The following is a 26,571-nucleotide window of genomic DNA, read 5'->3' as shown; positions in this document are numbered from 1 at the left end:
CTAAAAGAATTTATAAGAGAATAGTTGAACTTTATATCACTAGAGAAATTTTTATACTTTATGATGAGACAGCAGGACTTTAAATTTCCTCTTTGATTTTTTTGTAAAGCTCTAAAATCTCATCTTTTTTAATGATAAAGCTATTTTTATTTGCTATTAGATAAGCTGAGCTTTGCATGATATCACCAGCGATCTTTAGTCCATTTTGTTTCATAGTTGAGCCAGTCTCAACGACATCAACTATCGCGTCGCTTAAGCCAACTAGTGGTGCAAGTTCGATCGAGCCATAAAGCTTGATGATCTTTACAGCTACGGCTTGTTTTGTAAAATAATTTCTTGTTATATTTGGCATTTTTGTGGCTATTTTTAGCTCCGGTTGGTTTAGATCTAGTTCAGAGTCGTTTTTTATGCCAATGCAAACTTTGCATTGTCCGATTTTTAAATCCAGTAGCCTTACAACATTTGGCTTGTGCTCTTCAAGTACGTCGAGCCCTACTACACCGATATCAGCTGCACCTTCAGTGACATAAGTTGGGATATCTTGGTTGCGAACCATTAAAAATCTAAAATTTCCTTCTTCAAGGATTAATTTTCTATCTTCAAATAAAAAACTTGAACCAAAAATTTTTCTAAAAATTTCTAGTGTTGCCTCAGCTATTCTTCCCTTTGGTAGTGCTACTGTTATCATATTATCATATCTTTCTTTTCAGTTATTAGCTTTTGCATGGCACGAAAAACTAGCATCTTGTCGCAAATAGCATTTTTAAAAAATTTTGACAAAAAGTCGCCATCTCCACCAGTAAAATAGACTTTTTTGTCACCGGCTAGCTTATCTAGTAGAGTTATTATTGGTTTAATAATGCCATAACTCACAGCATCGGCTGTTTTTTGTGGTAGTGCATCTATGTCAATTTGTGAATTTATAGTGATATCAAGTCGTGGTGAGATGTTTTTGTAGGCATTTAGCATACTTGAAATGCCTGGTAAGATATATCCTCCAAGATGGATAGAATTTGCCATAATATCAACTGTTATCGCACTTCCAGCATCAACAATTACGCCATTATTTATAGAGTAACATGCAGCGATTCTATCTACGCCTAGACCCTGATATATCGTATCAATAGTAAAAAATGGTTCTAAATTTACAAACATTTTATTATCTTTTAAAAGATTTAAAATTTTATCATTTACGGATATAAAATATACTTTTTTTTCTGGTTTATAGCTTTTAAACTCAGAAATTTTCATACGTGAGATTTTGCCATCTTCTAAAAATGTAGCGTTAGTATTGCCTATATTACACAAAATCATAACATCGCCAATTATTGTCTTGTAGTTCTTTTAAGGCTTTAGAACAAATGCCAGAGCTATAAAATATAGTTTTTTTTCTTAGATTTGTTTGGAATTTCATCTCTATTTTTTTAGAAATTTCTTCAAGCTCCAAAGCCTCTTTACGCAGCAATCTACTTTTTGCTGTTCTTAAAAAGACAAGATTGTAAAAGCTCTTATTGTCCACTCCCCAAAAGATATCAAGCGTCTTTTTTGTACTAAATTCACTTATATTAAGTGCTTTGATATCTTTTAAAAGGATTTTTCTGGCTTCAAAAAGCTCCCAAATTTTTTGGTTCATTGCCCTAAATTAACAAGCTCATTATCATAATAAAAGGCGCCATTACCCATAAAGCTTTTATCTTTTATCTCATCGCTAAACTCATAAATTTCAGCTCCACTGAGATCTAAATTTGTCTTTATAACATAGCCTGTTTTTTCGATGACATAAAGCTTATTGTTGATGATAGTAGCTGCTGAAAAGATAGCAAATTTGAAATTTACCTTATTTTGCTCTTTTAGCATGAGGTCTGTTCTTACGATCGTGCCATCTTTTTTAAAGATGTAAATTTCATCGTTATGAACTAGCACGTCTTTGATCTCACCGTCATAATAAACTGTCTGGCTTGGGTTGATGACGATTAGTTTTTTGGCTGTTGCTGCTATTAGGTTATCGCCTTCAACGCCTAAAAATATGATGTTATTAAAGAAATTTTCAGAACTTACGACCACGTCACGTAAAATTCTACCAGTCTCTTTTTGTACTATATAAATTTTGCCATCTAATGCCGGATAAACGATAAGCGAGCTCATAAAAAATGGTGCTACGATTCTTGAATCAACTGCTGCTATATTAGACGAGCTATATTCCATTATTATTGTTGCATTATTTATGTCTATTAGATAGATGTGGTTTGATGCACTGATAGCTGCTAATAGGTTTTGATCAAGAGAAGCAGCAACGATTGCTGTTGGAAATTTATTGCTATAAACGCTGTGTCCGCTAGGATCTGTCACATTTAGATCGCCATTTATACTAGCTGAGATGATAAAGCCGTTGTTTTCATTTAAGAAATTAAAATTTTCAGGCAACTTGATGTTTGTATTTAGACCATTTTTGGTGATAATATTGCCGTTATCAAGAGTGGCACCATTTGCATTTGCTGATTTGATATAAGATGGCATATCTTTTGACAAAGAAATTTTGCCAGAGGTTTGAGCTGGCTCGAAATATTGTCTTTTTGTGCCACATCCGCTTAAAACTAAAGCCAAGGCAAAAGCCAAGAAAAGAGTAATTTTTTTCATTATTTTATTCCCTGATAGTGTTTTAAATTTTTAACTAAAGTTTGAAGTTGAGAGTCGAGTGAAATTTTATTAAACTCATCATTTGCTTCTTTGATTTTGTTTTGTTTTAAGAGCTCAAAACCTTTTAAAAGTGTGCTATATTCGCTTAAAATTTGATTGTTTGCATTACCATTTTGTGAAAGAATGATATCTTTTACTATAGGATTTACTTTTAAATTTGCAAGCTCGCTAATACCATTTGTCTCATTTTTATCAAGCTTTTGCTGAAGTGAAAAAAGCGCATATAAATTTGGTTCTTTTTCTTTTAAAATGTTTAAGGCATTTGCATCGTTTGGATTTAAAATGAGCTTTGAGTAAGCCAAATTTGCATCTTCAATTCTATTATCATTTATTATTTTGTTCGAATAGAATCCAATAATTGCAACGACAGCAACAATAATGGCAATTATCATAAATTTTTTATACTTTCTAAAGAAACGCTCACCTTTGATCATGCTTTCTAAAAACTGTTCTTGAGCACCAATCTCTTGTTTTATCTGTGTTAGATCTTCTTTTATAGCCAACGCTTTTCCTTTATTTTTAAAAAATTTTAATTCGCAGATTTTAACATAATTAAATTAAAACTATCCCAAAATTAAAGCTTGAATGTGATATAATGGCTCAAAATTAATTAATAAGGTTACTTATATAATGCAAATAGATGATACTCTTTTAAATAAATTAGAAAAACTTTCTGCCTTACAAATCAGTGATGAAAAAAGAGAAGAAGTAAAAAAACAACTAAGCGAGATTGTATCTTTTGTTGATATTTTAAATGAACTTGATCTAAGCAGCGATGAAGCTGTAGTTAGCTCTATAAAAGGTGGCACACCTTTAAGAGAAGATGAGCCAAGACCAAGTGATGTGATTGATACGATCTTAAAGTACGCTCCTTCACGTGAAGGGCATTTTTTTGCTGTACCAAAAATAATAGAATAATGGTAAAAATATGGATCTAATCGAACAGCTTCAGGCAAAGAATTTAAGTGTAAAAATACCAGAAGATAATAGCCTTAATAATCTTGCTGGCGATATAAAAACACTTTTAAAAACTGTTGTGAGTGATAAGGCAAGCGATCTTCACCTTGTTTCAAGATCTGAGCCGCAAATAAGAGTAGATGGTGCTTTAAAGCCTATTGATTTTGGCGTACTAAGAGGCAAGGATATAGAGAATTTATGTTTTGCTTTGATTACTGATGAACAAAAAAGTGAACTTGAGAATAATAAAGAGCTTGACTTTGCGATCGAGCTTCCAGATATTGGTCGCTTTCGTGGCAACTATTACTATACCATGAATGGTGATTTAGCTGCTGCTTTTCGTATAATCCCAATCAATATCCCATCTCTTGATGAGTTAAATGCCCCACAAATTTTTAAACACATTATTAAGCGTGAAAAAGGTCTTATTTTGGTTACTGGACCGACAGGAAGTGGTAAATCAACAACTCTCGCAGCCATGCTTAATGAGATAAATTTAAATTATAGAAAGCATATTATTACAATTGAGGATCCAGTCGAGTTTGTGCATAACAATAAAAAAGCTCTATTTTCTCATAGAAATATCGGCACTGACGCAACTTCTTACTCAAGGGCTCTAAAATCTGCGGTTCGTGAAGATCCAGATATCATACTTGTAGGCGAGATGAGAGATAGAGAGACGATTTCAACGGCTATTACGGCGGCTGAGACTGGACACTTAGTCTTTGGTACGCTTCACACAAATTCGGCCATTCAAACTATAAATAGGATCGTTGATAGTTTCGATGGGAGCGAGCAATTACAAGTAAGAAATATGCTTAGCGTTTCGCTAACTGCTGTCGTTTCACAAAGTCTGATCCCAAAGATAGGCGGTGGAAGGTGTGCTGTGCATGAAATTTTAATAAACAATATGGCTATCTCAAACTTGATACGTGAAAACAAAATACATCAAATTTACTCTCAGATGCAGCTAAATCAACAACAAACTGGTATGAGTACGCAAACCCAGGCTTTGATGAAAGTACTAAAAGAGGGTAAGATTACAAAAGAAAATGCGCTAGCTTATTCAACTAGCCAGCAAGAACTTCAAAATTTAATAGGAACTATATAATGGATTTAATAACGTGGTTTGATATTATTATTATTGCTCTTGTCTTGATGCTTGGCATAAAAGGCATATTAAATGGACTTATAAAAGAAGCTTTCGGACTTATCGGACTTATCGGCGGCTTAATTATAGCTAGCAGGTTTTCAGATCTATCTGGTGAGTTTATAACTAAAAATATATATAAATTTGAAAATCCTTCATTTTTACAGTTTGTTGCATTTATCTCTCTTTGGCTAGTTTTTTGGCTAGTTTGCTTGCTAGTTGGTAAATTTTTATCAAAAATAGTTTCAGTAAGTGGGCTTGGTTTTTTGGATAGACTTGGTGGATTTGTTATGGGAAGTGGAAAAATTTTCTTAACATTTTCGGCAGTAGCTGCTGTAATATCTGGTACTTCGCTAAATAATATAATTGCTCCTTATTTTGCGAATAGTAAAGTTTATCCGGTTTTGATAGAAACTGGCAAATGGATAACAAATCTTGATGTGAAAAATATCAAAAGTGAGTTAGATGAGATAGTGGCAAGACCAATGGATACAAATAAAACTGACGCATTTATCTCAATGGATGCAAATGCTAGTGTAAATACCGACTCTAATATCACAAAAGGGGAATAAAATGATAGAAAATTTAGAATATGATGCGTTGCTTGAGAAATTCAAAAGAGTGCTTCGCGACAATGGTTTAAAATACACGAAACAGCGTGAAATTTTACTAAAAACGCTATACAACAATGGTGAACACTTTACTCCAGAAAGACTTTATCTTTTTATAAAAGAAACGCACCCTGAGCTAAATATTGGTATCGCAACTGTTTATAGAACACTAAATCTACTTGAAGAATCAGAAATGGTGACATCAATCAGCTTTGGTTCACAAGGCAAAAAATTTGAGCTTGCCACAAAGCCACATCACGACCATATGATATGCAGAAAGTGCGGTCTTATCATAGAATTTGAAGATCCAATGATAGAAAAAAGACAAATCAGTATCGCAAAAGATCATGGCTTTAAACTAACTGGTCATATGATGCAGCTTTATGGAATTTGTGAAAAATGCTCAAAAAATAATATAAAGGGAAAGTAAGGTGATATTTGATAACCAACATGAGATTCAACGACTACAAAGCATAGACGAACTAAGAAATTTAGGCATAAATCCATATCCGCATTTTCTTAGAAGAGATATGAATATCTCTAAATTTAGACTAAAATTTAACTACATTAATGATACAGAAGAAAAAAAGGCCGAAGGTCAGCTAGTAGGTCTTGCAGGTAGAATAAAACTAATTCGTGATGCTGGAAAAGCCGTCTTTGCAAATATTGAAGATGAAGATGGAAATTTACAAATTTACTTTAGTAATAAAACGCTTGATCCAGAGTGGTTTAAAATCGTTAAAAAATACGTAGAGATAGGCGATATCGTCTATGTCAGAGGTTATGCGTTTATAACAAGAACTGGCGAATTTTCTATGCATGTAAGCGAGCTTAGCCTTGCTTCAAAGTCGATAAGTCCACTTCCTGAGAAGTACCATGGTCTAGTTGATGTTGAGACAAGATATCGCCAAAGATATCTCGACATGATAATGAACCCTGAAGTTAGAGCAGATTTTAAAAGACGCTCAGTGATTATTAGTACGATTAGAAGATTTTTTGAAGAAAAGGGCTTTTTAGAAGTTGAAACACCGATGCTACACCCAATAGCAGGTGGCGCAAATGCTAAGCCATTTATCACTTTTCACAATGCTCTTGGAGTTGAGAGATATCTAAGGATCGCACCTGAGCTATACCTCAAACGCCTTATAGTAGGTGGCTTTGAGGCTGTTTATGAGATGAATAGAAATTTTAGAAACGAAGGTATGGATCTTACTCATAATCCCGAGTTTACAAGTATAGAGTTTTACTGGGCATATCATAACTATCATGATCTGATGGGCATTACAGAGGATCTTTTTAATGTCATTTTGGACAAGCTGGATATGGAAAAAGTTGTAAATTTTGATGGCATGGAGATTGATTTTAGTAAGCCATTTAAGCGAATAAGCTACAAAAAGGCTCTAGTTGAGATCGGTGGACTAGATGAGGACATGATAAACGACAAAGATAAAATTTTAGCAAAACTAAGAGCTGATGGCTTTGAAGCAAATGAGAAGCTCGATCTTGGTCACTTACAGGCTGAGTTATTTGATAACTACGTAGAGAGTAAGCTTATACACCCAACATTTGTTATTGATTATCCGATTTCGATCAGTCCACTTTCAAGAAGAAGTGACGCAAATCCTGATGTGGCTGAGAGATTTGAGTTATTTATCGCTGGTCGCGAGCTAGCAAATGGCTTTAACGAGCTAAACGATCCAATCGATCAATACAACCGCTTTAAAGCGCAAATCGATGCTAAAAATGCAGGCGATGACGAGGCGCATGAGATGGATGAGGACTATGTAAAAGCCCTAGGATACGGCATGCCACCAGTTGCAGGTGAGGGTATAGGCATCGATAGGCTTGTTATGCTTTTAACGGATAAAAAATCAATTCGCGATGTTGTGCTCTTCCCAGCGATGAGGCCACTTAAAAATGAGATAAAGGAGAATGAAAAATGAGTTTGCAAAGCTATGATAAGGACATTTACGATCTAGTAAATTTAGAGTTAAAACGCCAATGTGATCACCTTGAGATGATCGCTAGTGAAAATTTTACATATCCAGAAGTTATGGAAGTAATGGGCTCAATCCTAACAAACAAATACGCTGAAGGCTATCCTGGCAAGAGATATTATGGTGGCTGCGAATTTGTCGATGAGATCGAGCAAATAGCAATCGATAGATGTAAAGAGCTTTTTGGATGTGAATTTGCAAACGTTCAACCAAACTCAGGCTCTCAGGCAAATCAAGGTGTTTATGGCGCTTTACTTAATCCAGGCGATAAAATTTTAGGCATGGATCTAAGCCATGGTGGACACTTAACACACGGTGCAAAGGTCAGTAGCTCTGGCAAGATGTATGAGAGCTTTTTCTATGGCGTCGAGCTTGATGGCCGCATAAACTACGATAGAGTCATGGATATCGCAAAGATAGTAAAACCAAAAATGATCGTTTGTGGCGCAAGCGCATACACAAGAGAGATTGAGTTTAAAAAATTTAGAGAGATAGCTGACGCTGTTGGTGCGATACTCTTTGCAGACGTTGCTCATATCGCTGGTCTAGTCGTAGCTGGTGAGCATCAAAGTCCTTTCCCATACTGCGACGTTGTAAGTTCGACCACCCATAAAACCCTAAGAGGCCCAAGAGGCGGTATCATTATGACAAACAACGAAGAGTATGCTAAGAAGATAAATGCCTCTATTTTTCCAGGCATCCAGGGCGGACCACTAGTTCATGTCATCGCAGCAAAGGCAGTTGGCTTTAAGCACAACCTTAGTCCTGAGTGGAAAATTTATGCTAAACAAGTAAAAGCAAATGCTAAAAAATTAGGCGAAATACTAATAAAAAGAGGTTTTGACCTAGTGAGTGGTGGTACCGATAACCACCTAATTTTAATGAGCTTTTTAAATCGCGAATTTAGCGGTAAAGACGCTGATATCGCTCTTGGAAATGCAGGCATAACAGTAAATAAAAATACGGTTCCAGGCGAGATAAGAAGCCCATTTATCACAAGTGGTATACGTGTTGGTAGTCCTGCGCTTACAGCTCGTGGTATGAAAGAAGCTGAATTTGAACTAATAGCAAACAAAATAGCTGATGTGCTAAGCGACATAAACAACACATCTTTACAAGAGAAGACAAAAGCTGAGCTAGTTGAACTTGCTCATAAATTTATAATCTATGATAAAGCGACATTTTGATGCAAAGTATTGATACGGCACTTATAAAGATTATTACAACTCACTATTATATCAAGCGTGATACGATCGTTAATAAAATAGAATACAGAGGCAAAATTTTCTTTGATAAATTTGAAAAGATAAATGAGCCACTGACCTATAATATTATGAAAGAGCATGAAGAGGGTAAGGCCGTTATCGCACACTCTTTAATAAATGCATACGATAAAGTTGAAAATATAGTCTTTGACTATAACGGCAGAACCCCTGATAGATTTTGGCATAAAGCACAGCTTCTTTTAAGAGAAGAAGGATTTATAAATTTTACAGCCTACGAGAGTAAGACACCAGGCCATCTGCATCTTTATGTGCATAAAGGTCACACTACGCTAAATGAGGCTTGCCAGCTGGCAAACGTGCTCAACGCAAAGCTTTCACAGAAGTTGCCTAAAGAGTGGAGGATGTTTCCAAATATCGATATGCCAAAAGAATTTAATATACTAACTTTACCTTATAAGCTCTATCAAAAGGAGCGTGGGGCAAGTTGGTCAAAATATATGTAATTAAGGATAAAAAGTGGAAAACGATGAGTTAAAAGATATTCTTTTAGAAAGAGACGATGACGCAAGAGGATTGAAGCTAAAAAAACTTCTGATATTTATAGCAGCTCTTATTATACTTTTTTTGATCATTGTAGTGGCTATGAAGCTAGTAAATTCAAGCGATCCTTCACAAGCTCAAAATGAAGCTGATTCAAGACTAGTGCTTCCTCCAGTACCAGCTGAGCAACCAGTAGATAGACAAGCTCCGATAGCTGATACAAATTCAGACAATAAAAAAGGCGATACACAGCTTTTTGAGCAAGTACCGATCGTGCCTGAAAATAAGCAACAAGATGAATTTGAAGATATGATCAAAAAGCTAAAAGATAAAGAAAACAATAAGCCTGTTTCTAAAACTGAAGAGCCAAAAGAGATAGTTAAGCCTATCGAAAAGCCTGCTGAAATACCAGCAAAAAAAACTGAGACAAAGGTAGATGCTCCAGTTAAAAAAGTCGAAAAAGTAGCAGCTACTGATAAAAAGAGTGAGGCAAAACCAGCTAAGACTGAAAATAAAGTAGATAAAAAGATTGAAAAAAAAGCTGAAACCAAAATAGAAAAAACGGACAAAAAAGCTGAAGTAGCTAAAACTGAACCTGCCACAAAAGGCTCTTATGTTCAAGTATTTGTGACTAGTAAATTTAATCCAAATGCTGAATATATGAAGAAGATTGCTGCCAAGGGATATAGCTACAAGACTATAAAAGTTGGCGAGCTGACTAAAATTTTAGTTGGCCCATTTGATGAAAAAACGCTTCAAAAAGCAGTAGGTGATATTAGAAAAGATATCAATAAAGACGCTTTTATTTTTAGAGCAAAATGAAAACATTCGCAGTCTTTGGAGATCCAATAGCTCACTCGGTATCTCCGAGGCTGCACAATAAAGCCATTGCAGACCTGGGCTTAAAAGCACTTTACACAAGAGTCTTGCTAAAAGATGGCAGCGAATTAATCAATAAATTTAAATCCTTAAAATTAAATGGTGCAAACGTAACGCTTCCACATAAAGAGTGGGCTTTAAATTTAGCCGATGAAGCTTCAGATATAGCCCGTAAAATAGGCTCTGCAAATACGCTTGTGCTTAAAAATGACAAAATTTATGCATACAATACAGATGCGCCTGGGTTTTTAAGGGCAATAAAAAATTTTAAAGATGTAAAAAAAGCAATTATCCTTGGAGCTGGCGGTACTGCAAATGCCATAACTTATGCATTAAAAGAACAAGGCGTTGATGTTTGCATACTAAATAGAAGCAAAGATAGGCTTGAGAAATTTAAAGATGAGTACAAATGCTTTAGCTGGGATAACTACGAAGAGCAAAAATTTGATCTAGTCATTAACTCGACCTCTGCTGGTTTAAAGGATGATTTTCTACCAGCACCTAAAGAAATTTTAAAAAGCATTTTTAAGGATGCTAAATTCGCATTTGATGTGATTTATGGCAAACAGACACCATTTTTAGAAATGGCCAAGCAAAGCAGCCTTAGTGTAAAAGATGGCGCCGATATGCTTTTGTATCAAGCAGTTCTAGCACTAAATTTATTTTTTAACAATACACTCGATGAGTCAAAGATAGAGCGCTCAATGAGAGAAATTTTCTATCTATAATAGCCACCAGTATTTATTTTTGTAAAAATTTATGGCTTGTATAAAAACATTTTGATTAAAAATTTTATTGAAAGTAATTAGAATAAATATAAAAAGCAGGGAAAATCCCTGCTAAATTTTACTATTCGTTTGTTTTGATATAAGCGTAGTCTGAAATTTTAGTCCATTCTCTTGCTTTTTTAAGGAAAGCTCTTTGAGATTCAACGATCTCTTTAAATAATGGATCTTTAGCACTCTCTTCATCAAGAAGTTCATTTGTGGCTTTTTTAAGAGCTGCGATTACTTCTGGTGGGAAAGATTTTACTTGGATGTCTGGATACTCGCTCTTCATTTTATCCCAGTACTCGACATTTGAATAAAATACTTTTGTATTTGCATCTCTTGCTACTTCTGCTGCAGCTGCTTCAAAGATCGCTTTTAGATCATCTGGAAGTTTTTCGTATGATTTTTTATTAAAGAAAAATTGAGTTTCACCGTTTGGCTCTTGCCAGCCTGTGTAGTAGTATTTTGCCACTTTGTGAAAGCCAAGTGCCATATCATAAGCTGGGCTTACCCATTCGACTGAGTCGATCGTTCCCATCTCAAGGGCCATGTAAAGCTCACCAGTTGGGATAGTATTGATGTTAGCGCCAAGTTTAGCGTAAATTTCACCACCAAAGCCCGGAATTCTTATCTTTAAGCCTTTGATATCATCGACTGATTTGATCTCTTTTTTAAACCAGCCACCCATTTGCATACCGGTATTTCCAGCTCTAAAAATTTTGATATTGTATGGATCGTAAACTTTTGCCTCAAGCTCCTTGCCACCGCCAAATTCATACCAAGCTGTTTGCTCATCAGTATTCATCATAAATGGAGTTGCTGTAAAAAATATAGTTTTAGCATCTTTGCCTTTATAATAGTAGCTACTTGTGTAGGTAATGTCGTATTGACCGCTTTTAGCAAAATCAAGCATTGCAAAAGGCGATTTATGCTTTGATGGATAATCAATCCTTAGCTCAAGTCTGCCATTACTCATCTTTTCAACTTTATCTTTTAGCTCTTTTGGCACATCACCAAGCACTGGCATAGTACTCTCCCATGAGCTAGCAAGCTTTAGCTTATAAACTTTATCATCTCCCATAGCAACGCAAGCAACAGCTGCTAAACCAAGAGACGCTAATAAAAATTTATTCATATCTTCTCCTTTGAAATTTTGCCTATTATACAAAAAATTACATTATTAAAATGTGTTATAATCGCAAAAATCAAATTTATGAGGCATAAAAATGATAAAAAAGACAAAAATCGTAGCTACTTTGGGGCCAGCGAGTGATAATGAAGAGACAATGGAGGCGATGGTAAAAGCAGGTGTCAATGTCTTTCGTTTAAATTTTAGCCATGGGACACACGAATACCATAAATCAAACATTGACAAGATAAGAAATATCGAAAAAAAGCTAAATAAAAGAATAGGAATTTTACAAGATATCTGTGGCCCAAAGATCAGAGTTGGCAAGCTTAGTGAGCCATTTTATCTAAAGGCTGGTGATGAACTTAGTATCCATGCTGATGAGATTATTGGTGAAAAAGTGGAAAAAGGAATTTATAAAGTAAGTCTAAATCAGCCTCAAATTTTGCCAATGCTAAAGGTTGGCGAGTATGTCTATCTCTATGATGGCTCTATAAGAGCAAAGGTCGTTAGCGAAGGTAAAGAAATAGTAAAAACTATCATTGAAAATGATGGAATTTTAAACTCAAACAAAGGCGTAAATTTCCCAAATACAGCTCTTGGTATAGAGATCATCACACCAAAAGATAAAGAAGATATGAAATTTGGCGCAAAGCATGGCGTAAATTTTGTCGCTATTAGCTTCGTGCAAGATGCAAGTGACGTAATAAAGGCAAAAAATATCTTAAAAGAATTTGGCTCAAGAGCTGCTATTTTATCTAAGATCGAGAAATTTGACGCGGTTGAAAATATAGACGATATCATCGCAAAGAGTGATGGTATCATGGTAGCTCGTGGTGATCTTGGGATAGAAGTGCCATTTTATAAGGTCCCAACTATCCAAAAGCTCATCATCAAAAAGGCAAATGCAGCAAGCAAACCAGTCATCACAGCAACTCAGATGATGCTAAGCATGGCAGAGCATGAAACTGCCACAAGAGCGGAGATCAGCGACGTAGCAAACGCTGTGCTAGACGGTACTGATGCTGTTATGCTAAGTGAAGAGAGTGCGATCGGTAAAAACCCAGTCGCGGTCGTAGAGGCGATGAGTAAAACGATCATCCAAACTCAAAGCATCTATCCATATAATAAATTTGATGAGTTTGACTTTTTTGACGAGACTGATATGGTGGCAAGTAGTGCCGCATCTCTTGCTGTTCGCATAAAGGCAGATGCATTAATCGCAATCACTGGCTCAGGAAAATCGGCTATAAAATTAGCTAGAAACCGCACAAATATCGACATCATCGCAGTAGCTCACGATGAACAAACAGCACACATGCTTACTCTTGCTTGGGGTGTTACGCCAGCACTTGTACTAGAAAAAACAAAGCTTAGCTCACTTTTAGCAAATGTCATGAAAAAGGCGTATGAAGAGGGATATGTTGAACACGACAAGACCTATCTTGTCACAGCCGGTCACCCTACGGGCGTTGAGGGTAGCACGAACCTTATACGCATCATCAGACGCGATCAGCTTGATTATTATTTGGAGCTTGCAACTGAGTAAATTTATATACTCTCTTGTTAATTTTAAAATTTTGCTTTCTCGTAAGAATTGACTGCTAAGATTTGTTCTTGCTTTTTGCTTGGCTCAAATCTTAGAGCCGAAATTACTTGCTCATGAAATTTTAAAATTTGCCTGATGCCTACTTAATATAACAAAGCAATTTTGCAAATTTTAAAATCTTACTCTCTCACCTTAGCAAACTACTAAATTTAGGCCACACTTCGTTTAGCACTAAATTTAGAGCTGCGATATGCTCGATAATAAATTTTATAATTTGCTTGAAATTTAATATAACGCATGCAGTGCGTTAGTACTGAGGCATGCTACTTCTAACGTCGTCGGGGTTAGGGGATTGTTAAGGGGAAGGGAGCGACTTCGTAATTCAAGCCTCTTCCCCCTTAACAAAAGAAACAAGCATTTAAATTTAACTAGATTGCTTTGTAAATTTTAAAACTTTCATTCACTCGCAAGAATTGACTACTAAAATTTGGCTTCATTTACCGCTTAGCTCAAATTTTAGAGCTGAAATTGCTCGCTTATGAAATTTTAAAATTTGTATGAAATTTACTTGTAAAAATTAGGATATATAAAATTTATTTTGAAAGAATTTGTGACGTCAAATTTAACGTCACAAATTTAAATTTATTTTTTCTTTTTGCCTTTTGGCTCATCGCCTTTAAACCAGCTTTTTATCTTATCAAAGACGCTTTCATCGGTATTTGATTTGCCCGATTCTATACCAAAGCTAGCTTGAAGCTTATTTAAAAGCTCTTTTTGCTCATCGCTTAGTTTTTCAGGCGTTTGAATAGAAATTTGTGCTACTAGCCTACCTTTTTTGCGCGAATTTACACTTTTTATACCTTCATTTTCAAAGATAAATTGCTGCTTATCCTTTGCTCCAACAGGTAGTTTTAGCTCAGTTTCTCCTCGAAGCGTTGGAATTTTTATACTCTCGCCAAGTATAGCTTGCGTGAAAAAGACAGGAATTTCTAGATAAACATCGTCGTTGTGGCGAATGAAATGCTTGTCTTCTTTTACGTTTATGCTTACATAAAGATCGCCTTGAACGCCGTTTGTGCCGATATTGCCTTTGTCAGCTACTCTCATTCTCATGCCGCTATCAACGCCTTCAGGGATGGTAATCTTTACAGTTTGTTGCTGTATTTTATAAGCTTTCGCGTTACAATCGGGGCATGGTTCGCTTATTACTTCACCGCTTCCGTGACAATATGGACACTCTTGGACGATATTCATAAAGCCATTTCCACGTGTTATCCTGCCACTTCCGCCACAGTGCTGGCAAGTTTTACTTTTGCCGTCTTTACTGCCAGTTGCATTGCATGTTGGACAAGGTACTTTTTGATCAAATTTTATCTCTTTTTCGCAACCAAAAATAGCTTCGTTAAACTCCAAATTTATAGGAATTTCAAGATCGGCTGAGTATTTTTCAGAGTATCTTTTTCTCTGTCTAGAACTACTCGCAAAACCGCCACCAAAAAATGAGTCAAAAATATCTGAAAGATCAAAATCGGCACTAAATCCGCCACCGCTACCAAATCGACCCTCAAGGCCTTCTTTGCCGTATCTGTCGTAGATAGAGCGTTTTTGCTCGTCACTTAAAACTTGATAAGCTTCATTTATCTGTTTAAATTTTAGTTCAGCCTCTTTGTCGCCAGAATTTCTATCTGGGTGATATTTTAAAGCAAGTCTTCTAAAGGCTTTTTTGATCTCATCTCCGCTTGCATTTCTTGAAATTTCAAGGATTTCGTAATAGTCAAATTCCACATTTTTCCTTGTTAATTAAGCTTATTTTAAATATGGGATTTTACCCAAAAAAGTTTAAATTTAAAAAAGAATTTACATTTTTGCCGTATAATCTCTACTATTTTTAATAAAAAGGATAATTCATGGTTAATGTTTTAATGATAGAAGACGATCCAGAATTTGCACAAATTTTATCTGAATATCTTGATAGTTTTAATATAAAAGTTACGAATTTTGAAGACCCTTATTTAGGGCTTAGTGCTGGGATAAAAAACTATGATTTGTTAATACTTGATCTTACTTTGCCGGGCATTGATGGGCTTGAGGTTTGTAAAGAAATTCGCCAAAAATACGACATTCCTATCATCATAAGCTCAGCTAGAAGCGATATTAGCGACAAGGTCGTTGGTCTTCAGCTCGGTGCTGATGATTATTTGCCAAAACCATACGATCCAAAAGAGATGTATGCTCGTATCACAAGTCTTATAAGAAGATACAAAAAGACAAATGAAGTACAAGAAGAGGTCGTTGATAGCGCATTTAGGATCGATGATAAACGCCACGAAATTTACTTTAATAATGAGCCGTTGGCACTTACTCCAGCTGAGTATGAAATTTTAACTTATCTCATTAAGCAACACAGCTTTTCAGTATCACGCGAACAGCTAGTTTATAACTGCAAAAGCCTAAAAGATAAAGATTCAAAGAGCTTAGATGTTATTATCGGACGCCTTAGATCAAAAATCGGTGATAGTTCAAAAGCCCCAAAACATATATTTTCAGTAAGAGGCATAGGATATAAGCTTATCGGATGAAATATTCCATAACTACGAAGATAACTATTATCTTTGCCATAGCTTTCTCGCTGATGTGCTTGCTCTTTGTAACTTTTGCAAACATTCAGCAAGAAAGCGCTTTAGAAAAACTAAAGGATAGACAAATAAGTGCGATGAACTATCTTGTCGCACTCTATGAACGTGGAAATCCCCCAAGAGATTTAGAACATTATTTTAAAAATTTTTACTTAGAGTATGTTGGAAATAAAAATTTAGCCACTTCAATAGCCACAAATGGAACCGTTGTTTTTACGCAGCACACACCTCTTGGAGTGGTGCAATCAGTTAATTACAAAGGCGATTTGTATTTGCTTATTAAAAACCCATCTTTTCAGCTACTTCTTGAAAGTAACGACGCAAGACACGTAAATGATCCGCTTTGGGTTGCATTTTTGATAGTTTCAGCCCTTCTCATCTCACTTTATGTTTCTGTTCTTAGAAGTCTTTCACCACTTAGAAGACTTAGTAAAGATATCAGAAAATTTGCCAGTGGAAATATGGAAATGGCGATGACGGCTAGGCTAAATGAAAATGAGCAAGATGAGATCGGACAAGTCGCTGTTGAGTTTGATAATGCCGTTTGCAAGATAAGAGAGCTCATCCGCTCAAGGCAGCTATTTTTGCGTGCGATCATGCATGAGCTAAAGACTCCGATTGGCAAAGGTAGGATCGTCTCTGAAATGGTTGCAAATGAGACCCAAAAGATGAGGCTCATAAACGTTTTTGAGCGACTTGAGATGCTGATAAATGAATTTAGCAAGGTCGAGCAGCTCCTTTCTAAAAGCTACGCGCTAAACTATCAAGAGTGCCATTTCTCGCTCATTTTAGAGCAGGTGCAGGATATGCTCATGCTTGATAAATTTGAAGAGCGAGTGAGCTGCGACATCAGAGATGACGTCATATTAAGAGTGGATTTTCAGCTTTTTAGTTTGGCGATTAAAAATTTGATAGACAATGCCCTAAAATACGCAGAGGACAAAAAGGCCATCTTGATCTGCGATAGCGAATTTATAGCGGTTAAAAATTTAGGCAAAAAGCTAAATCATCCGATTGACTACTACAAACAAGCCTTTGTTAGAGGCGATAAGGTGAGTGCAGGAAGTGGTATGGGGCTTGGACTTTATATCATCGAGCAAATTTGTCAGATGCAAAAATTTGAGCTTGTTTATGACTATGATGACGGCTATCATGTATTTAAAATTTTACTTAGATCAAAGGTGAAGCGAGCATGAAAAGAGGCTTAGAAAAATTTAACGAACTAACTGAGTCTTTTGCAAAGCTCCCTGGTGTTGGTAAAAAATCAGCCGCAAGGTTTGCCTATTTTGTCTGCATGCAAGATAGCTTTGCAGGGCTAAGGCTCGCTCAAAATATCGAAGACGCGGTGAGATTTATCAAGCGCTGTGAGCGTTGTGGCGGGCTAAGCGAAAATGAAATTTGTGACATTTGCAGCGATGAGAGTAGGGACAGCGACGTCATCTTGCTGGTTGAAAGTCCAAAAGATATCTTGGTTTTTGAGCAAAATGGCATCTACAATGGACTTTATTTTGTACTTGATGAGATCGACGAAGATGCCATAGAGAGGCTGCGAAGCGCTATCACGCAAAATGGTTCAAAAGAGGTCGTTTTTGCCTTTACGCCGGGGCTAAATTCAGACGCGCTCATGCTTTATGTCGAGGACAAGCTTGGTATGAGTGAAATTTCATTTAGCAAGATCGCTCAGGGCGTGCCAACTGGTGTAAATTTAGAAAACGTCGACATGCTTTCACTTTTAAAAGCCTACGAAAGCCGTACAAAAGCCTAATTAAAATTTCTTTTAGTTATAATCTCACCTAAATTTATAATATTTAGTCCGCGCAGCCGCCGCTAAATTTAAAAGGATAGAGATTGATTTTACTTATAGATAACTACGATAGTTTTGTCTTCAACGTCGAGCAGTACGTAAAAGAGCTCACTAATGAAGAGGTTAGATGCGTTAGAAACGACAAGATAACGCTTGAAGAGATCAAAAAACTAAACCCAAGTAAGATCATCCTAAGCCCAGGGCCAAAGCACCCAAAAGATAGCGGAGTTTGTTTAGAAATTCTAAAAGCCGACCTTGGCGTGCCGGTGCTTGGCATTTGCCTTGGACACCAGGCCATAGGACTTAGTTTTGGCGCAAAGATAAAAAGACTAGATGACCCACTTCACGGCAAGACCTCATTTATCGACGTGAAAAACAAAGAGCTACTCTTTGCAGGGCTGCCTGAGCGCTTTGAGGTTATGCGCTACCACTCGCTCTATGTCGATGAGCTCCCAGCTAGCTTAAGCGCTGATGCGGTGAGCGATGATGGCTTAGTTATGGCACTTAGCGTTAAAGATAAGCCGATCTTTGGCATCCAGTTTCACCCCGAGAGCTACTTCACACAATACGGCAAAAAGATCGTTGAAAATTTTATAAATTACAAGGCAAAAGATGAGGTAAAAGAGCCAAAAATTCGCTCTCTTAAGCCATATCTTATAAAGCTTCAAGAGAGCATTCCACTTGATGATAGCGACTTTGAGCAAATTTGCGAGATAATAGCCAGCAAAGAGTACGAGATAGTGCAGCTTTCAGCCCTTTTGGTTCTCATTAGCGAAAAGAGCCTCTATCCAAAAAGCCTCGCTGCACTTGCAAAAAATATCTTAAAATACTCGCAAACTTACCGCGACGATACGCCTATGATCGATCTTTGTGGCACTGGCGGCGACGGCTTTAAGACGATAAATATCTCAACTACTGTGGCATTTATCCTCGCAAGTCTTGGCGTAAAGGTCGCAAAACACGGCAATAAGGCAGTTTCAAGCAAGTCAGGCAGCTCTGATGTGCTTGAAATTTTAGGTGTAAAAAGTGAAAAATCACTGGCAAAACAGCGCGAAAATTTAGCTAGTAAAAATTTAGCCTTTTTCCACGCGCCATTTTTCCACCCGTTAGTTGGCGAGGTGAGAGAAGTGCGTCAAAGACTTGGCATAAGAACCGTATTTAACGTGCTTGGGCCGCTTTTAAATCCAAATTTAAACCTTACAAACCAGCTAGTTGGCGTCTATCACAAACCAGTGCTAAAGCTCTACGCCCAGACGCTTAAGATTCTTGGTAGAAAGCACGCTTTGGTCGTTCGCGGCGATGACGGACTAGACGAGATCACGCTTTGTAGCGAAACAAGCGTTGTGGAGTTAAAAAATGGCGAAATTTTTGAGTATAGCATCACGCCAGAGCAGTTTGGCTTTAAAAGAGCGCTTCACAGCGACATCGAGGGTGGCACACCTGAAGAAAACGCCAAAACATTGATCCGCACGCTAAAAGGCGAGGAACAGGGGGCAAAATTTGACATCGTGGTCTTTAATGCGATGTTTGCACTCTACGCAGCTGATGGTGCAAAGAGCCCAGACGAGGCCAAAAAAATGGTGCTTGAAGCGATAAATTCTGGCAAGGCGTATAAATTTTATGAAGAGTTTATAAAGGCTGGGGCTAATGGCACTAGTTAAAATTTGCGGCATCAAAACGCTAGATGAGGCAAGTGCGGTTTGCGCTTTAGATGTTGATTTTATCGGATTAATCTTTGCCAAAAGCAAAAGAAAGGTTGAGCTAAATTTAGCTAGGCAGATAGCAAAATTTGCTCACAGCAAGGGCAAAAAAGTAGTTGGCGTTTTTGCGGAGCAAAGTGATTGTGAGATAATGGAAATTTGCCAGTTTGCTGGTCTTGACGTGGCTCAGGTGCATGGAGCGGTGAGTGAAAATTTAGAGGCAAATTTAAAAGATATGGGGCTTGAGATTTGGCAGGTTTTTAGCGTGAAAGATAGCTTGCCAGAGGTTGATTTTAAGCATTTTGATATGGCGCTTTTTGACTGCAAGGGCGAAAATGCTGGCGGAAACGGCACTAGCTTTGAGTGGGAAATTTTAAAAGAGGTTAAGTTTAAATTTGGCATGGCTGGGGGCATAGGCGAGCACAACATAAAAGAGGCGCTCAAATTTAAGCCATATCTAGTCGATATCAACTCAAAAGTCGAGGACGAAAACGGCATAAAAGATGCGCAAAAGATAGAGAGAATTTTAAAGATCATAGGTGAGGTAGAAGATGAATAGTAAGGCGTATTTTGGAAAATTTGGCGGGCAGTTCGTGCCTGAGACGGTGATGTTTGCCCTTGATGAGCTAGAAAATGCTTATGAGAGCATCGCAAAGACAAAAGAGTTTAAAGACGAGCTTGATGATCTTTTGAAAAACTACGTTGGCAGGCCTAGTCCGCTCTTTTTTGCAAAGCGCCTAAGCGAGCACTACGGACATGAAATTTACCTCAAGCGTGAGGATCTAAACCACACGGGCGCGCACAAGATAAATAACGCCCTGGCTCAAGCGCTACTTGCTAAAAAGATGGGTAAAAAGAAAATTTTAGCTGAGACTGGAGCTGGTCAGCACGGCGTGGCAACAGCGACTGCAGCGGCACTTTTTGGTTTAGAGTGTGATGTCTATATGGGCGCAACAGACGTGGCTAGACAGCAGCTAAATGCCTTTCGTATGCAGCTTCTTGGCGCAAAAGTGGTGAGCGTAGAAGATGGCTTAAAAACGCTAAAAGAGGCGACTACTGCGGCCATACAAGCGTGGGTAAATGAGATAGAAAGCGCGTTTTATGTCATTGGCTCAGCTGTTGGCCCACACCCATATCCAAAGATCGTGCGTGATTTTCAAAGCGTGATCGGCACAGAGGCCAAAGCTCAGCTTGCAGACTACGGCAAAAAGGCGGATTACGTCATCGCTTGCGTTGGTGGCGGCAGCAATGCTATTGGCATTTTTAGCGCGTTTTTGGACGATAAGAGCGTAAATTTAGTAGGTATAGAAGCTGGTGGCCTTGGCATAGAGACGCCTTATCACGCAGCTACGCTTAGCAAAGGTAAAACCGGCATCATCCACGGCATGAAAACGACCGTGTTGCAAGATGAGTACGGTATGATCTCGCCAGTGCATAGCATTTCAGCAGGCCTAGACTACCCAGGCATCGGCCCAGAGCACGCCCACTTAAACGACATCAAAAGGGTAAAATACGAAGCCGTAACCGACGATGAGTGTATAAATGCCTTGTATTTTCTAAGCAAGATGGAGGGTATCATCCCAGCCATCGAGAGCGCGCATGCACTGGCATATCTAGAAAAGCTTTGCCCAAAACTAGATAAAAAAAGCGTCATCGTCGTAAACGTCTCAGGCAGGGGCGATAAGGATATAAACACAGTTATAGGCTACGAAAAAGGAAAAATTTATGGATAAGATAAAAAGTGCATTTAGCGGCAAAAAAGCAAACATCGGCTACATCGTAGCTGGATATCCAAGCCTAGAAAAAACGAAGGAATTTTTAGAGAATTTAGATGAGAGCACACTTGATCTAGTCGAGATCGGCATCCCTTACTCTGACCCACTGGCTGACGGAAAACTCATCGCGCAAGCTAGCTTTGAGACGGTGCAAAATGGCGTAAATACCGACGTTGTCTTTGATATGCTTGAGAGTTGTAAGGCAAAAGTGATAAAACCACTCGTTTTTCTGGTTTATTACAACATCATCTTTGCTTACGGTGTTGATAAATTTCTAAAAAGATCAGTTGAGGCTGGAGTTAGCGGCTTTATCGTGCCGGATCTGCCTTGCGAGGAGTGCGAGGAATTTGCTCTAAAATGCAAAGAGCTAAATTTAAGCCTGATACCACTTATCAGCGTCACATCTGGTAGTAGAGCGGATGGAATTTTAAAATTTGGCTCAGGATTTATCTACGCTCTTGGTGCGATCGGCGTTAGCGGTTCAAAAAGGGCTGATGAAGATAGGATAAAAAATTTGGTCCTAGAGCTTAAGAAAAAGAGCGATCTGCCAGTGGCTGTGGGCTTTGGCATCAAAAATAAAGATGATGTTAGCGAAGTGAAAAAATATGCTGACGGAGCAATCATAGGTACGCAGATAGTTAAGCTTTGTGCCGAATTTAGTGGTGAAAAGCTAGTAAAAGAGATAGATAAACTCTTTTAAAATGCTTAATAAATTTATAGCTAATTTAGTAAAGCCAAAGTATAATTGAAAATGCATTTCAAGTCTTAAGGAAGAGATATGAGAAAAGTTATAGATGAAGCTACAAGCTATCTTTGCAAGGATACTTTAGGACTAGATTTAGAGTTTGGTAAGAGTCTAGGTAAAGGATTTTACGGAGCTAGCATACCAGTCTATAAGGGCAAAAGCGAGTATCATTTTTACCTATTTTTTAAAAAAGATACTTTGAAAATTTTCATGAATGCCTTTTTTGGTCACGAAGATGTTGATGGTGGTGATCTAGACGATCTTTGTAAAGAGATAGCAAATCAGATCATTGGCAAAGCTAAAAATTTACTAAATGAAAAAGAGCCAAATGCTTATAAGCTCGGGACGCCTGAATTTTTAGGCGAAGTTGAAAATTTTGGCATCAAGCTAAAAGAGAAATTTGTATATAAAATAAAAAATAGAACATTTCAAATAGGCTATGACATACAATGAACGACGAGAGTGCGATAGAGACGCTAGAGCAGCTAGGGCTTTTTAAGAGCTATGATGAGCTTATGGATATAAGCGTTGATTTCATAGCTGAGCTAGGAACTACCACGGTTAGCATAAATGAACTTTTGAAATTTGAAGCTGGCTCGGTTATAGACCTCGAAAAGCCAGCTGGTGAGAGTGTGGAGCTATATATAAATAATAGAATTTTTGGAAAAGGCGAAGTAATGGTTTATGAGAAAAATTTAGCCATCAGGATAAATGAAATTTTGGATTCAAAGTCAGTTATTCAATACTTCAAAAAAGAACTTTTATGAAATTTATACTATTTTTCTTACTTTTTGCAACTCAAATTTTAGCTTCAAACCTATTAACTTACAATATCTATGAACGTGCTGATAGAGTCGATATTATGCTTAGCTTTGATGCACCTTATGAAGGAAATATCTTTCAAAAGCGCGAAAAAGACACAACATCTTTGATATTAAATTCGCTAAATTACGATCAAAGTGCTAGTAAAGATATAAACTCAAAGATTATTCAAGAGCTTGAGATAGAGCCAAAGCAAAACTCACTTGTCTTAAATTTGCGCTCAAACGATGCTATTATCGTAAATGCATCAAAGACAACTGATAGTTTTGGGCTCCGCATTCGTGTAACTTTAAAAAATGCAAAACCTCAAATACAAAATATGCCTCAAGCTAGTGCAAAAATAGAGAGCCCTAGCACTCCAAAGATAGATGAAGAGCCTATGTTAAATATAGACTCAAGGTATTTTATAGTCTTAAGTGTGCTTATTGCGCTTCTTATATTTTTATATGTATTTAAAAGATATATTACTTCAAAGAGTAATGATTTTGGCGGATTTAAAGCACCTAGAAATCAGTCTCAAAATGATACAAAATCAATGAACTGGCTACTTAAAAATCAAAATAGTAACGTCAATATAATATATGAAAAGTATCTTGATCGCACGAATAAGCTAATGCTATTAAGCTATGAAAATAGGCGTTATTTGGTGATAGTTGGTAGCTCAAATGTAATGCTTGATAGCTTTGGTGAAGACAAGATACAAAATGAGCAAGATTTTGCTATATTTTTCGAAGAGAACAAGAAAAAACTAAGCTCATTTTTAGAAGAGCGAAAAAATAGTTTAAGTAACTATAAAGATAAAATGAGCGGAGAATTTTAGTAGTTTTAGATAAAATTCTCATCCAATTTAAATTTTATGCGTTAAAGCTAGTTTCAAAATTTATACAAACGAAATAGCAAAAATTTCAGGCTTTGTGATCTTTTTTATCTCTTCTTTTGCCATAGCGAATTCTTTTGCGCCTTCTATTTTTAGCGTATGCCCACTAAATTCGAAGTTTAAATTCAGCCTTTCACAGGTTAGATCAAGTGCCTTTGCAAGTGAGAGTATAAAACTTAGCCATCTTATACACTCGGCTTTTGGAAGTAAATTTTTATACCGTTCAAATTCATATATATTTTTCTTTCCGTTTGTGCCAATTACTACTGCAATCAATGCTTTTTGTTCATGCGAAAAGCCATAATTTAAGGCATTTAAGACTATATAGGCTGAGTTTTTATGATCGCCATAAAAGCCAATCTCTTGACCGACATTGTGAAGTTTTGCAGCAACTAAAAGCACTTCAAGATAGTTATCGCTTAGACCGTGAAGCTTTTTTAATACCATAAATATATCTTTTGCATACTTTGTGACCGATTTATTGCATGATAATATAAAACGATCTTGCAAACTTTTGATACTTGGATTAAAATTTTGCGGAAATTTAAGGCTAGGGCGTAAAAAATCTTTTAAGAACACTCCCTCTCTTACACCAACCCCGCTTGTTATAATATTTTTGGCATTTAGAGCTTTGGCGAGGGCCAAAAAGATATGTGCGCCCTCTCTAATGGTGTCGTATCTATCTTTTTTAATAGGAAATTTATTTAGCTCAAGCACGCTAATATTTGCGATGCTCTCGATATAGGCTTGCTCGTCGTTAAGCTTATAGCAAAAGCCATGCAGTGATGAGAGCGGATATAAATTTTTGCTCATTATGGCAGATGATATCGCTCTAAGAGAGCCACCAATAGCGATTATATTTTGGCATTTAAATCGCTCATCTATTTGTTTTGTGACTTGTTCTAAAAATTTTGGCAATTTATTTAAGTTTTTTTTATCAAAAAAAAGCTCTTTTAATCTAACTGTACCAATGTCAAGCGAGAGCGTATCTATTATTTTGCCTTTGCTTATTCTGGCAAGTTCAGTTGATCCGCCACCGATATCGATAGTGACGCATTCATCGATGTTATGGAGTAAATTTTTGGCTGCGATCGCACCAAAAGTAGCCTCTTCTTTGCCGTCTATGACTTTCAAATTTATGCCAAGTTTTTTTCTTAAAAGAGAGATCAGAACATTTGCGTTTGGAGCATCCCTAAGCGCTGAAGTACCAACACATAAGATTTTATTGCATTTGTAGCTTTTTATGATATTTGAAAATTCGCTAAAGGCCTTTAGCGCTTTTTCCATTGAGCTTTCGGATATTTCATTGTTTGAGCCATATCCGCCTTCGCCTAGACGCACTTTTGTTTTATATTCAGCTAGTATAAAAAACGCTAAGCGTGACGTTCTCTCAAATATCGCCATTCGCATAGAATTTGAGCCAAGGTCGATTACTGCGGTTCTCTTTGCCATTTTTATCCTTTTATATTTAAAACTAGGCTTGCGACTGCACCGCTTCTATCGTTTCTATTTTTAATGTCTACTTCGCCACCAAGAGCCTGTGCCGCACCTTTAGCTAGAAACAACCCAAGTCCAGCACCACCTTTGTCGCCATATCTTTTAAATGGGGCAAATAAATCTTTGCTCTCATCTATGCCTATTCCTTCATCTATTACTTCGACGATAAATTTATTTTTTATGAGCTTGGAGCTAATCTTAATGGTGCTATTTTTTGGTGAAAATTTAATGGCATTTTGAACAAAATTTTGCACAATGTGGGTTAGTAAGCTAGTTTGTATTTTTAGATTTAAAATTTCTGGCTTTAGGTCTAGTTTTATATTTTTTTCATCATTTTTTGCAAGTATCTCATAGTTTTTTGCAAGTTTTTTTAAAAATCCTATAACATCGGTATTTACTGGCTCTTCAAACTGAGCCCCCTCTTGACGACCGATCTCAAGCACAGAACTTATCATCGCGTTCATGCCGTTTATAGCTTCATTGTTTGATTTTAGAGCTTCGATATATTTTTCACTCTCGCGTGGCTTTAAAAGCGTAACTTCATTTTTTGTTTTCATTACAGCCAGCGGTGTTTTTAGCTCATGTGCCACGCCTACAAAAAGTTCTTTTTGGTATAAGACAAATGTTTGGATGCGAGAGATTAATCTATTTATGCTCTGCCCAAGTGGTAAAAACTCATCTGGTAGACTTTTTATATCGATCTCATGAAGAAATTTTTCGTCTAAATTTGTAAGCTTGTGACTTAAAATTTTTATAGGTATTAAAAGCATTCTTGATAAAAATAGTGCATAAAAAAGTACCAAAAGTATCGCTGATACATTTACGATTATAATATCTATAAAAATTTCTTCTACTATATGGGCTTGAAGAGTAGTATCTTTTTCTAGGCTTAAATAACTGCTTTCATCAAGTTTTGTTATTAAAATAGTTTTACTCTGATCCTTTGATTTTTGTGTTACGATATATGTTTCTCTATCTTGTGGCTCGTCTGTTTTTATCGTTGCTAGAGTTTTGTTTGGATTTTCTATCGTAAATGTTTTTGAATTTAAAGGATTGAAATTCTGAGGATTTTTTTTATAAGCTTCTGCTTGATAGTTTAGCTCATTAACTACACTTTGAAAAACGGTAACCCTTATATAGTGATAAAGCATTACCGAAATAACTACAATTAGCATCATAGCACCAGATGCTAATTGTAGTATAAATCTAT

29 protein-coding genes are annotated in these 26,571 nt (G+C 36.8%); 20 read left to right on the top strand and 9 right to left on the bottom strand.

Annotated elements, in window-relative coordinates; genetic code table 11:
• Positions 1–79 precede the first annotated feature (79 nt).
• The 5 genes from hisG to CVT17_RS07700 are packed head-to-tail and all read right to left on the bottom strand — an operon-like array spanning position 80 to position 3,200.
• On the bottom strand, positions 80–688 hold the full coding sequence (hisG, locus tag CVT17_RS07720; RefSeq protein ID WP_084109560.1) for an ATP phosphoribosyltransferase: 609 nt from the start codon (positions 686–688) through the stop codon (positions 80–82).
• Complete coding sequence (locus tag CVT17_RS07715; protein WP_107858559.1) at positions 685–1,314, bottom strand: type III pantothenate kinase; 630 nt, start codon at positions 1,312–1,314, stop codon at positions 685–687. Before CVT17_RS07715 ends, hisG begins: the two co-directional genes overlap by 4 nt.
• The gene (locus CVT17_RS07710; RefSeq protein ID WP_107858558.1) at positions 1,301–1,633 is read right to left on the bottom strand and encodes a hypothetical protein; all 333 of its coding nucleotides are present in this window, start codon (positions 1,631–1,633) and stop codon (positions 1,301–1,303) included. Before CVT17_RS07710 ends, CVT17_RS07715 begins: the two co-directional genes overlap by 14 nt.
• A complete protein-coding gene (locus tag CVT17_RS07705; RefSeq protein WP_107858557.1) occupies positions 1,630–2,637 on the bottom strand; it encodes an L-seryl-tRNA selenium transferase in 1,008 nt (335 codons plus the stop codon). The genes CVT17_RS07710 and CVT17_RS07705 overlap by 4 nt, the downstream gene beginning before the upstream one ends.
• Positions 2,637–3,200, bottom strand: a complete 564-nt coding sequence (locus CVT17_RS07700) for a hypothetical protein (protein WP_103588521.1) — start codon at positions 3,198–3,200, stop codon at positions 2,637–2,639. Before CVT17_RS07700 ends, CVT17_RS07705 begins: the two co-directional genes overlap by 1 nt.
• Positions 3,201–3,327: 127 nt before the next feature.
• On the opposite strand from CVT17_RS07700, the gene gatC reads away from it, so the two are divergent.
• From gatC to CVT17_RS07655, 9 genes are read left to right on the top strand one after another with little or no spacing between them, the layout of a single operon-like run.
• Positions 3,328–3,615 (top strand): Asp-tRNA(Asn)/Glu-tRNA(Gln) amidotransferase subunit GatC, encoded by a 288-nt coding sequence (gene gatC, locus CVT17_RS07695; protein ID WP_072594515.1) that lies wholly within the window; start codon positions 3,328–3,330, stop codon positions 3,613–3,615.
• A gap of 10 nt (positions 3,616–3,625) precedes the next feature.
• The gene (locus CVT17_RS07690) at positions 3,626–4,765 is read left to right on the top strand and encodes a type IV pilus twitching motility protein PilT (RefSeq protein ID WP_103577001.1); all 1,140 of its coding nucleotides are present in this window, start codon (positions 3,626–3,628) and stop codon (positions 4,763–4,765) included.
• On the top strand, positions 4,765–5,376 hold the full coding sequence (locus CVT17_RS07685) for a CvpA family protein (RefSeq protein WP_107770641.1): 612 nt from the start codon (positions 4,765–4,767) through the stop codon (positions 5,374–5,376). Before CVT17_RS07690 ends, CVT17_RS07685 begins: the two co-directional genes overlap by 1 nt.
• 1 nt (position 5,377) lies before the next feature.
• Positions 5,378–5,845: a Fur family transcriptional regulator gene (locus CVT17_RS07680; protein ID WP_021091630.1), complete on the top strand. Its 468-nt coding sequence runs from the start codon at positions 5,378–5,380 to the stop codon at positions 5,843–5,845.
• A gap of 4 nt (positions 5,846–5,849) precedes the next feature.
• Complete coding sequence (gene lysS / locus CVT17_RS07675; protein WP_230853332.1) at positions 5,850–7,358, top strand: lysine--tRNA ligase; 1,509 nt, start codon at positions 5,850–5,852, stop codon at positions 7,356–7,358.
• Positions 7,355–8,599, top strand: a complete 1,245-nt coding sequence (locus CVT17_RS07670) for a serine hydroxymethyltransferase (protein WP_107770643.1) — start codon at positions 7,355–7,357, stop codon at positions 8,597–8,599. The genes lysS and CVT17_RS07670 overlap by 4 nt, the downstream gene beginning before the upstream one ends.
• Positions 8,599–9,141, top strand: a complete 543-nt coding sequence (locus CVT17_RS07665) for a DUF1882 domain-containing protein (RefSeq protein WP_103600211.1) — start codon at positions 8,599–8,601, stop codon at positions 9,139–9,141. The genes CVT17_RS07670 and CVT17_RS07665 overlap by 1 nt, the downstream gene beginning before the upstream one ends.
• A gap of 13 nt (positions 9,142–9,154) precedes the next feature.
• Positions 9,155–10,000, top strand: a complete 846-nt coding sequence (locus CVT17_RS07660) for an SPOR domain-containing protein (RefSeq protein WP_107770644.1) — start codon at positions 9,155–9,157, stop codon at positions 9,998–10,000.
• Complete coding sequence (locus CVT17_RS07655; RefSeq protein WP_107858556.1) at positions 9,997–10,785, top strand: shikimate dehydrogenase; 789 nt, start codon at positions 9,997–9,999, stop codon at positions 10,783–10,785. The genes CVT17_RS07660 and CVT17_RS07655 overlap by 4 nt, the downstream gene beginning before the upstream one ends.
• A 121-nt stretch (positions 10,786–10,906) precedes the next feature.
• Here the strand turns inward: CVT17_RS07655 and CVT17_RS07650 are convergent, their stop codons facing one another.
• Positions 10,907–11,962, bottom strand: coding sequence for a TRAP transporter substrate-binding protein (locus tag CVT17_RS07650; protein ID WP_107696007.1), 1,056 nt, complete (start codon positions 11,960–11,962; stop codon positions 10,907–10,909).
• A 91-nt stretch (positions 11,963–12,053) separates the two neighbouring features.
• On the opposite strand from CVT17_RS07650, the gene pyk reads away from it, so the two are divergent.
• A complete protein-coding gene (gene pyk / locus CVT17_RS07645) occupies positions 12,054–13,505 on the top strand; it encodes a pyruvate kinase (RefSeq protein ID WP_107858555.1) in 1,452 nt (483 codons plus the stop codon).
• Positions 13,506–14,147: 642 nt separating this feature from the next.
• Here the strand turns inward: pyk and dnaJ are convergent.
• Positions 14,148–15,290 carry a molecular chaperone DnaJ gene (gene dnaJ, locus CVT17_RS07640; protein ID WP_107770647.1) on the bottom strand — a complete coding sequence of 381 codons (1,143 nt, stop codon included), beginning with the start codon at positions 15,288–15,290 and terminating at the stop codon, positions 14,148–14,150.
• A 122-nt stretch (positions 15,291–15,412) separates the two neighbouring features.
• Between dnaJ and CVT17_RS07635 the strand changes: the two genes are divergently transcribed.
• The 10 genes from CVT17_RS07635 to CVT17_RS07590 all read left to right on the top strand — a co-directional run bounded on the left by CVT17_RS07635 (position 15,413) and on the right by CVT17_RS07590 (position 23,807).
• On the top strand, positions 15,413–16,084 hold the full coding sequence (locus CVT17_RS07635) for a response regulator transcription factor (protein ID WP_021091583.1): 672 nt from the start codon (positions 15,413–15,415) through the stop codon (positions 16,082–16,084).
• Entirely contained in the window at positions 16,081–17,337 is a 1,257-nt protein-coding gene (locus CVT17_RS07630; RefSeq protein ID WP_107858554.1) for an ArsS family sensor histidine kinase, read from the top strand. Before CVT17_RS07635 ends, CVT17_RS07630 begins: the two co-directional genes overlap by 4 nt.
• Positions 17,334–17,906: a recombination mediator RecR gene (gene recR, locus CVT17_RS07625; protein WP_107858553.1), complete on the top strand. Its 573-nt coding sequence runs from the start codon at positions 17,334–17,336 to the stop codon at positions 17,904–17,906. The genes CVT17_RS07630 and recR overlap by 4 nt, the downstream gene beginning before the upstream one ends.
• A gap of 83 nt (positions 17,907–17,989) precedes the next feature.
• On the top strand, positions 17,990–19,606 hold the full coding sequence (trpD, locus tag CVT17_RS07620; RefSeq protein ID WP_107858552.1) for an anthranilate phosphoribosyltransferase: 1,617 nt from the start codon (positions 17,990–17,992) through the stop codon (positions 19,604–19,606).
• Positions 19,593–20,204 carry a phosphoribosylanthranilate isomerase gene (locus tag CVT17_RS07615; RefSeq protein ID WP_107770649.1) on the top strand — a complete coding sequence of 204 codons (612 nt, stop codon included), beginning with the start codon at positions 19,593–19,595 and terminating at the stop codon, positions 20,202–20,204. Before trpD ends, CVT17_RS07615 begins: the two co-directional genes overlap by 14 nt.
• Positions 20,197–21,378 (top strand): tryptophan synthase subunit beta, encoded by a 1,182-nt coding sequence (gene trpB / locus CVT17_RS07610; protein ID WP_107770650.1) that lies wholly within the window; start codon positions 20,197–20,199, stop codon positions 21,376–21,378. Before CVT17_RS07615 ends, trpB begins: the two co-directional genes overlap by 8 nt.
• The gene (trpA, locus tag CVT17_RS07605; RefSeq protein ID WP_107770651.1) at positions 21,371–22,120 is read left to right on the top strand and encodes a tryptophan synthase subunit alpha; all 750 of its coding nucleotides are present in this window, start codon (positions 21,371–21,373) and stop codon (positions 22,118–22,120) included. The genes trpB and trpA overlap by 8 nt, the downstream gene beginning before the upstream one ends.
• 78 nt (positions 22,121–22,198) lie before the next feature.
• Positions 22,199–22,618: a chemotaxis protein CheX gene (locus CVT17_RS07600; protein WP_084041241.1), complete on the top strand. Its 420-nt coding sequence runs from the start codon at positions 22,199–22,201 to the stop codon at positions 22,616–22,618.
• Positions 22,615–22,932, top strand: coding sequence for a flagellar motor switch protein FliN (gene fliN, locus CVT17_RS07595; RefSeq protein ID WP_021091807.1), 318 nt, complete (start codon positions 22,615–22,617; stop codon positions 22,930–22,932). Before CVT17_RS07600 ends, fliN begins: the two co-directional genes overlap by 4 nt.
• Positions 22,929–23,807, top strand: a complete 879-nt coding sequence (locus CVT17_RS07590) for an excinuclease ABC subunit A (RefSeq protein ID WP_107858551.1) — start codon at positions 22,929–22,931, stop codon at positions 23,805–23,807. The genes fliN and CVT17_RS07590 overlap by 4 nt, the downstream gene beginning before the upstream one ends.
• Positions 23,808–23,867: 60 nt before the next feature.
• Here the strand turns inward: CVT17_RS07590 and CVT17_RS07585 are convergent, their stop codons facing one another.
• The gene (locus CVT17_RS07585; RefSeq protein ID WP_107858550.1) at positions 23,868–25,316 is read right to left on the bottom strand and encodes a Ppx/GppA phosphatase family protein; all 1,449 of its coding nucleotides are present in this window, start codon (positions 25,314–25,316) and stop codon (positions 23,868–23,870) included.
• A gap of 2 nt (positions 25,317–25,318) precedes the next feature.
• Complete coding sequence (locus CVT17_RS07580) at positions 25,319–26,536, bottom strand: sensor histidine kinase (protein WP_196373560.1); 1,218 nt, start codon at positions 26,534–26,536, stop codon at positions 25,319–25,321.
• Positions 26,537–26,571: the final 35 nt, after the last annotated feature.

Source organism: Campylobacter concisus (genome assembly GCF_003048775.2).
Lineage (GTDB): Bacteria > Campylobacterota > Campylobacteria > Campylobacterales > Campylobacteraceae > Campylobacter_A > Campylobacter_A concisus_I.
Note: the sequence above shows the minus strand (reverse complement) of the source record. Positions and strands in the feature narration are given on the sequence as shown.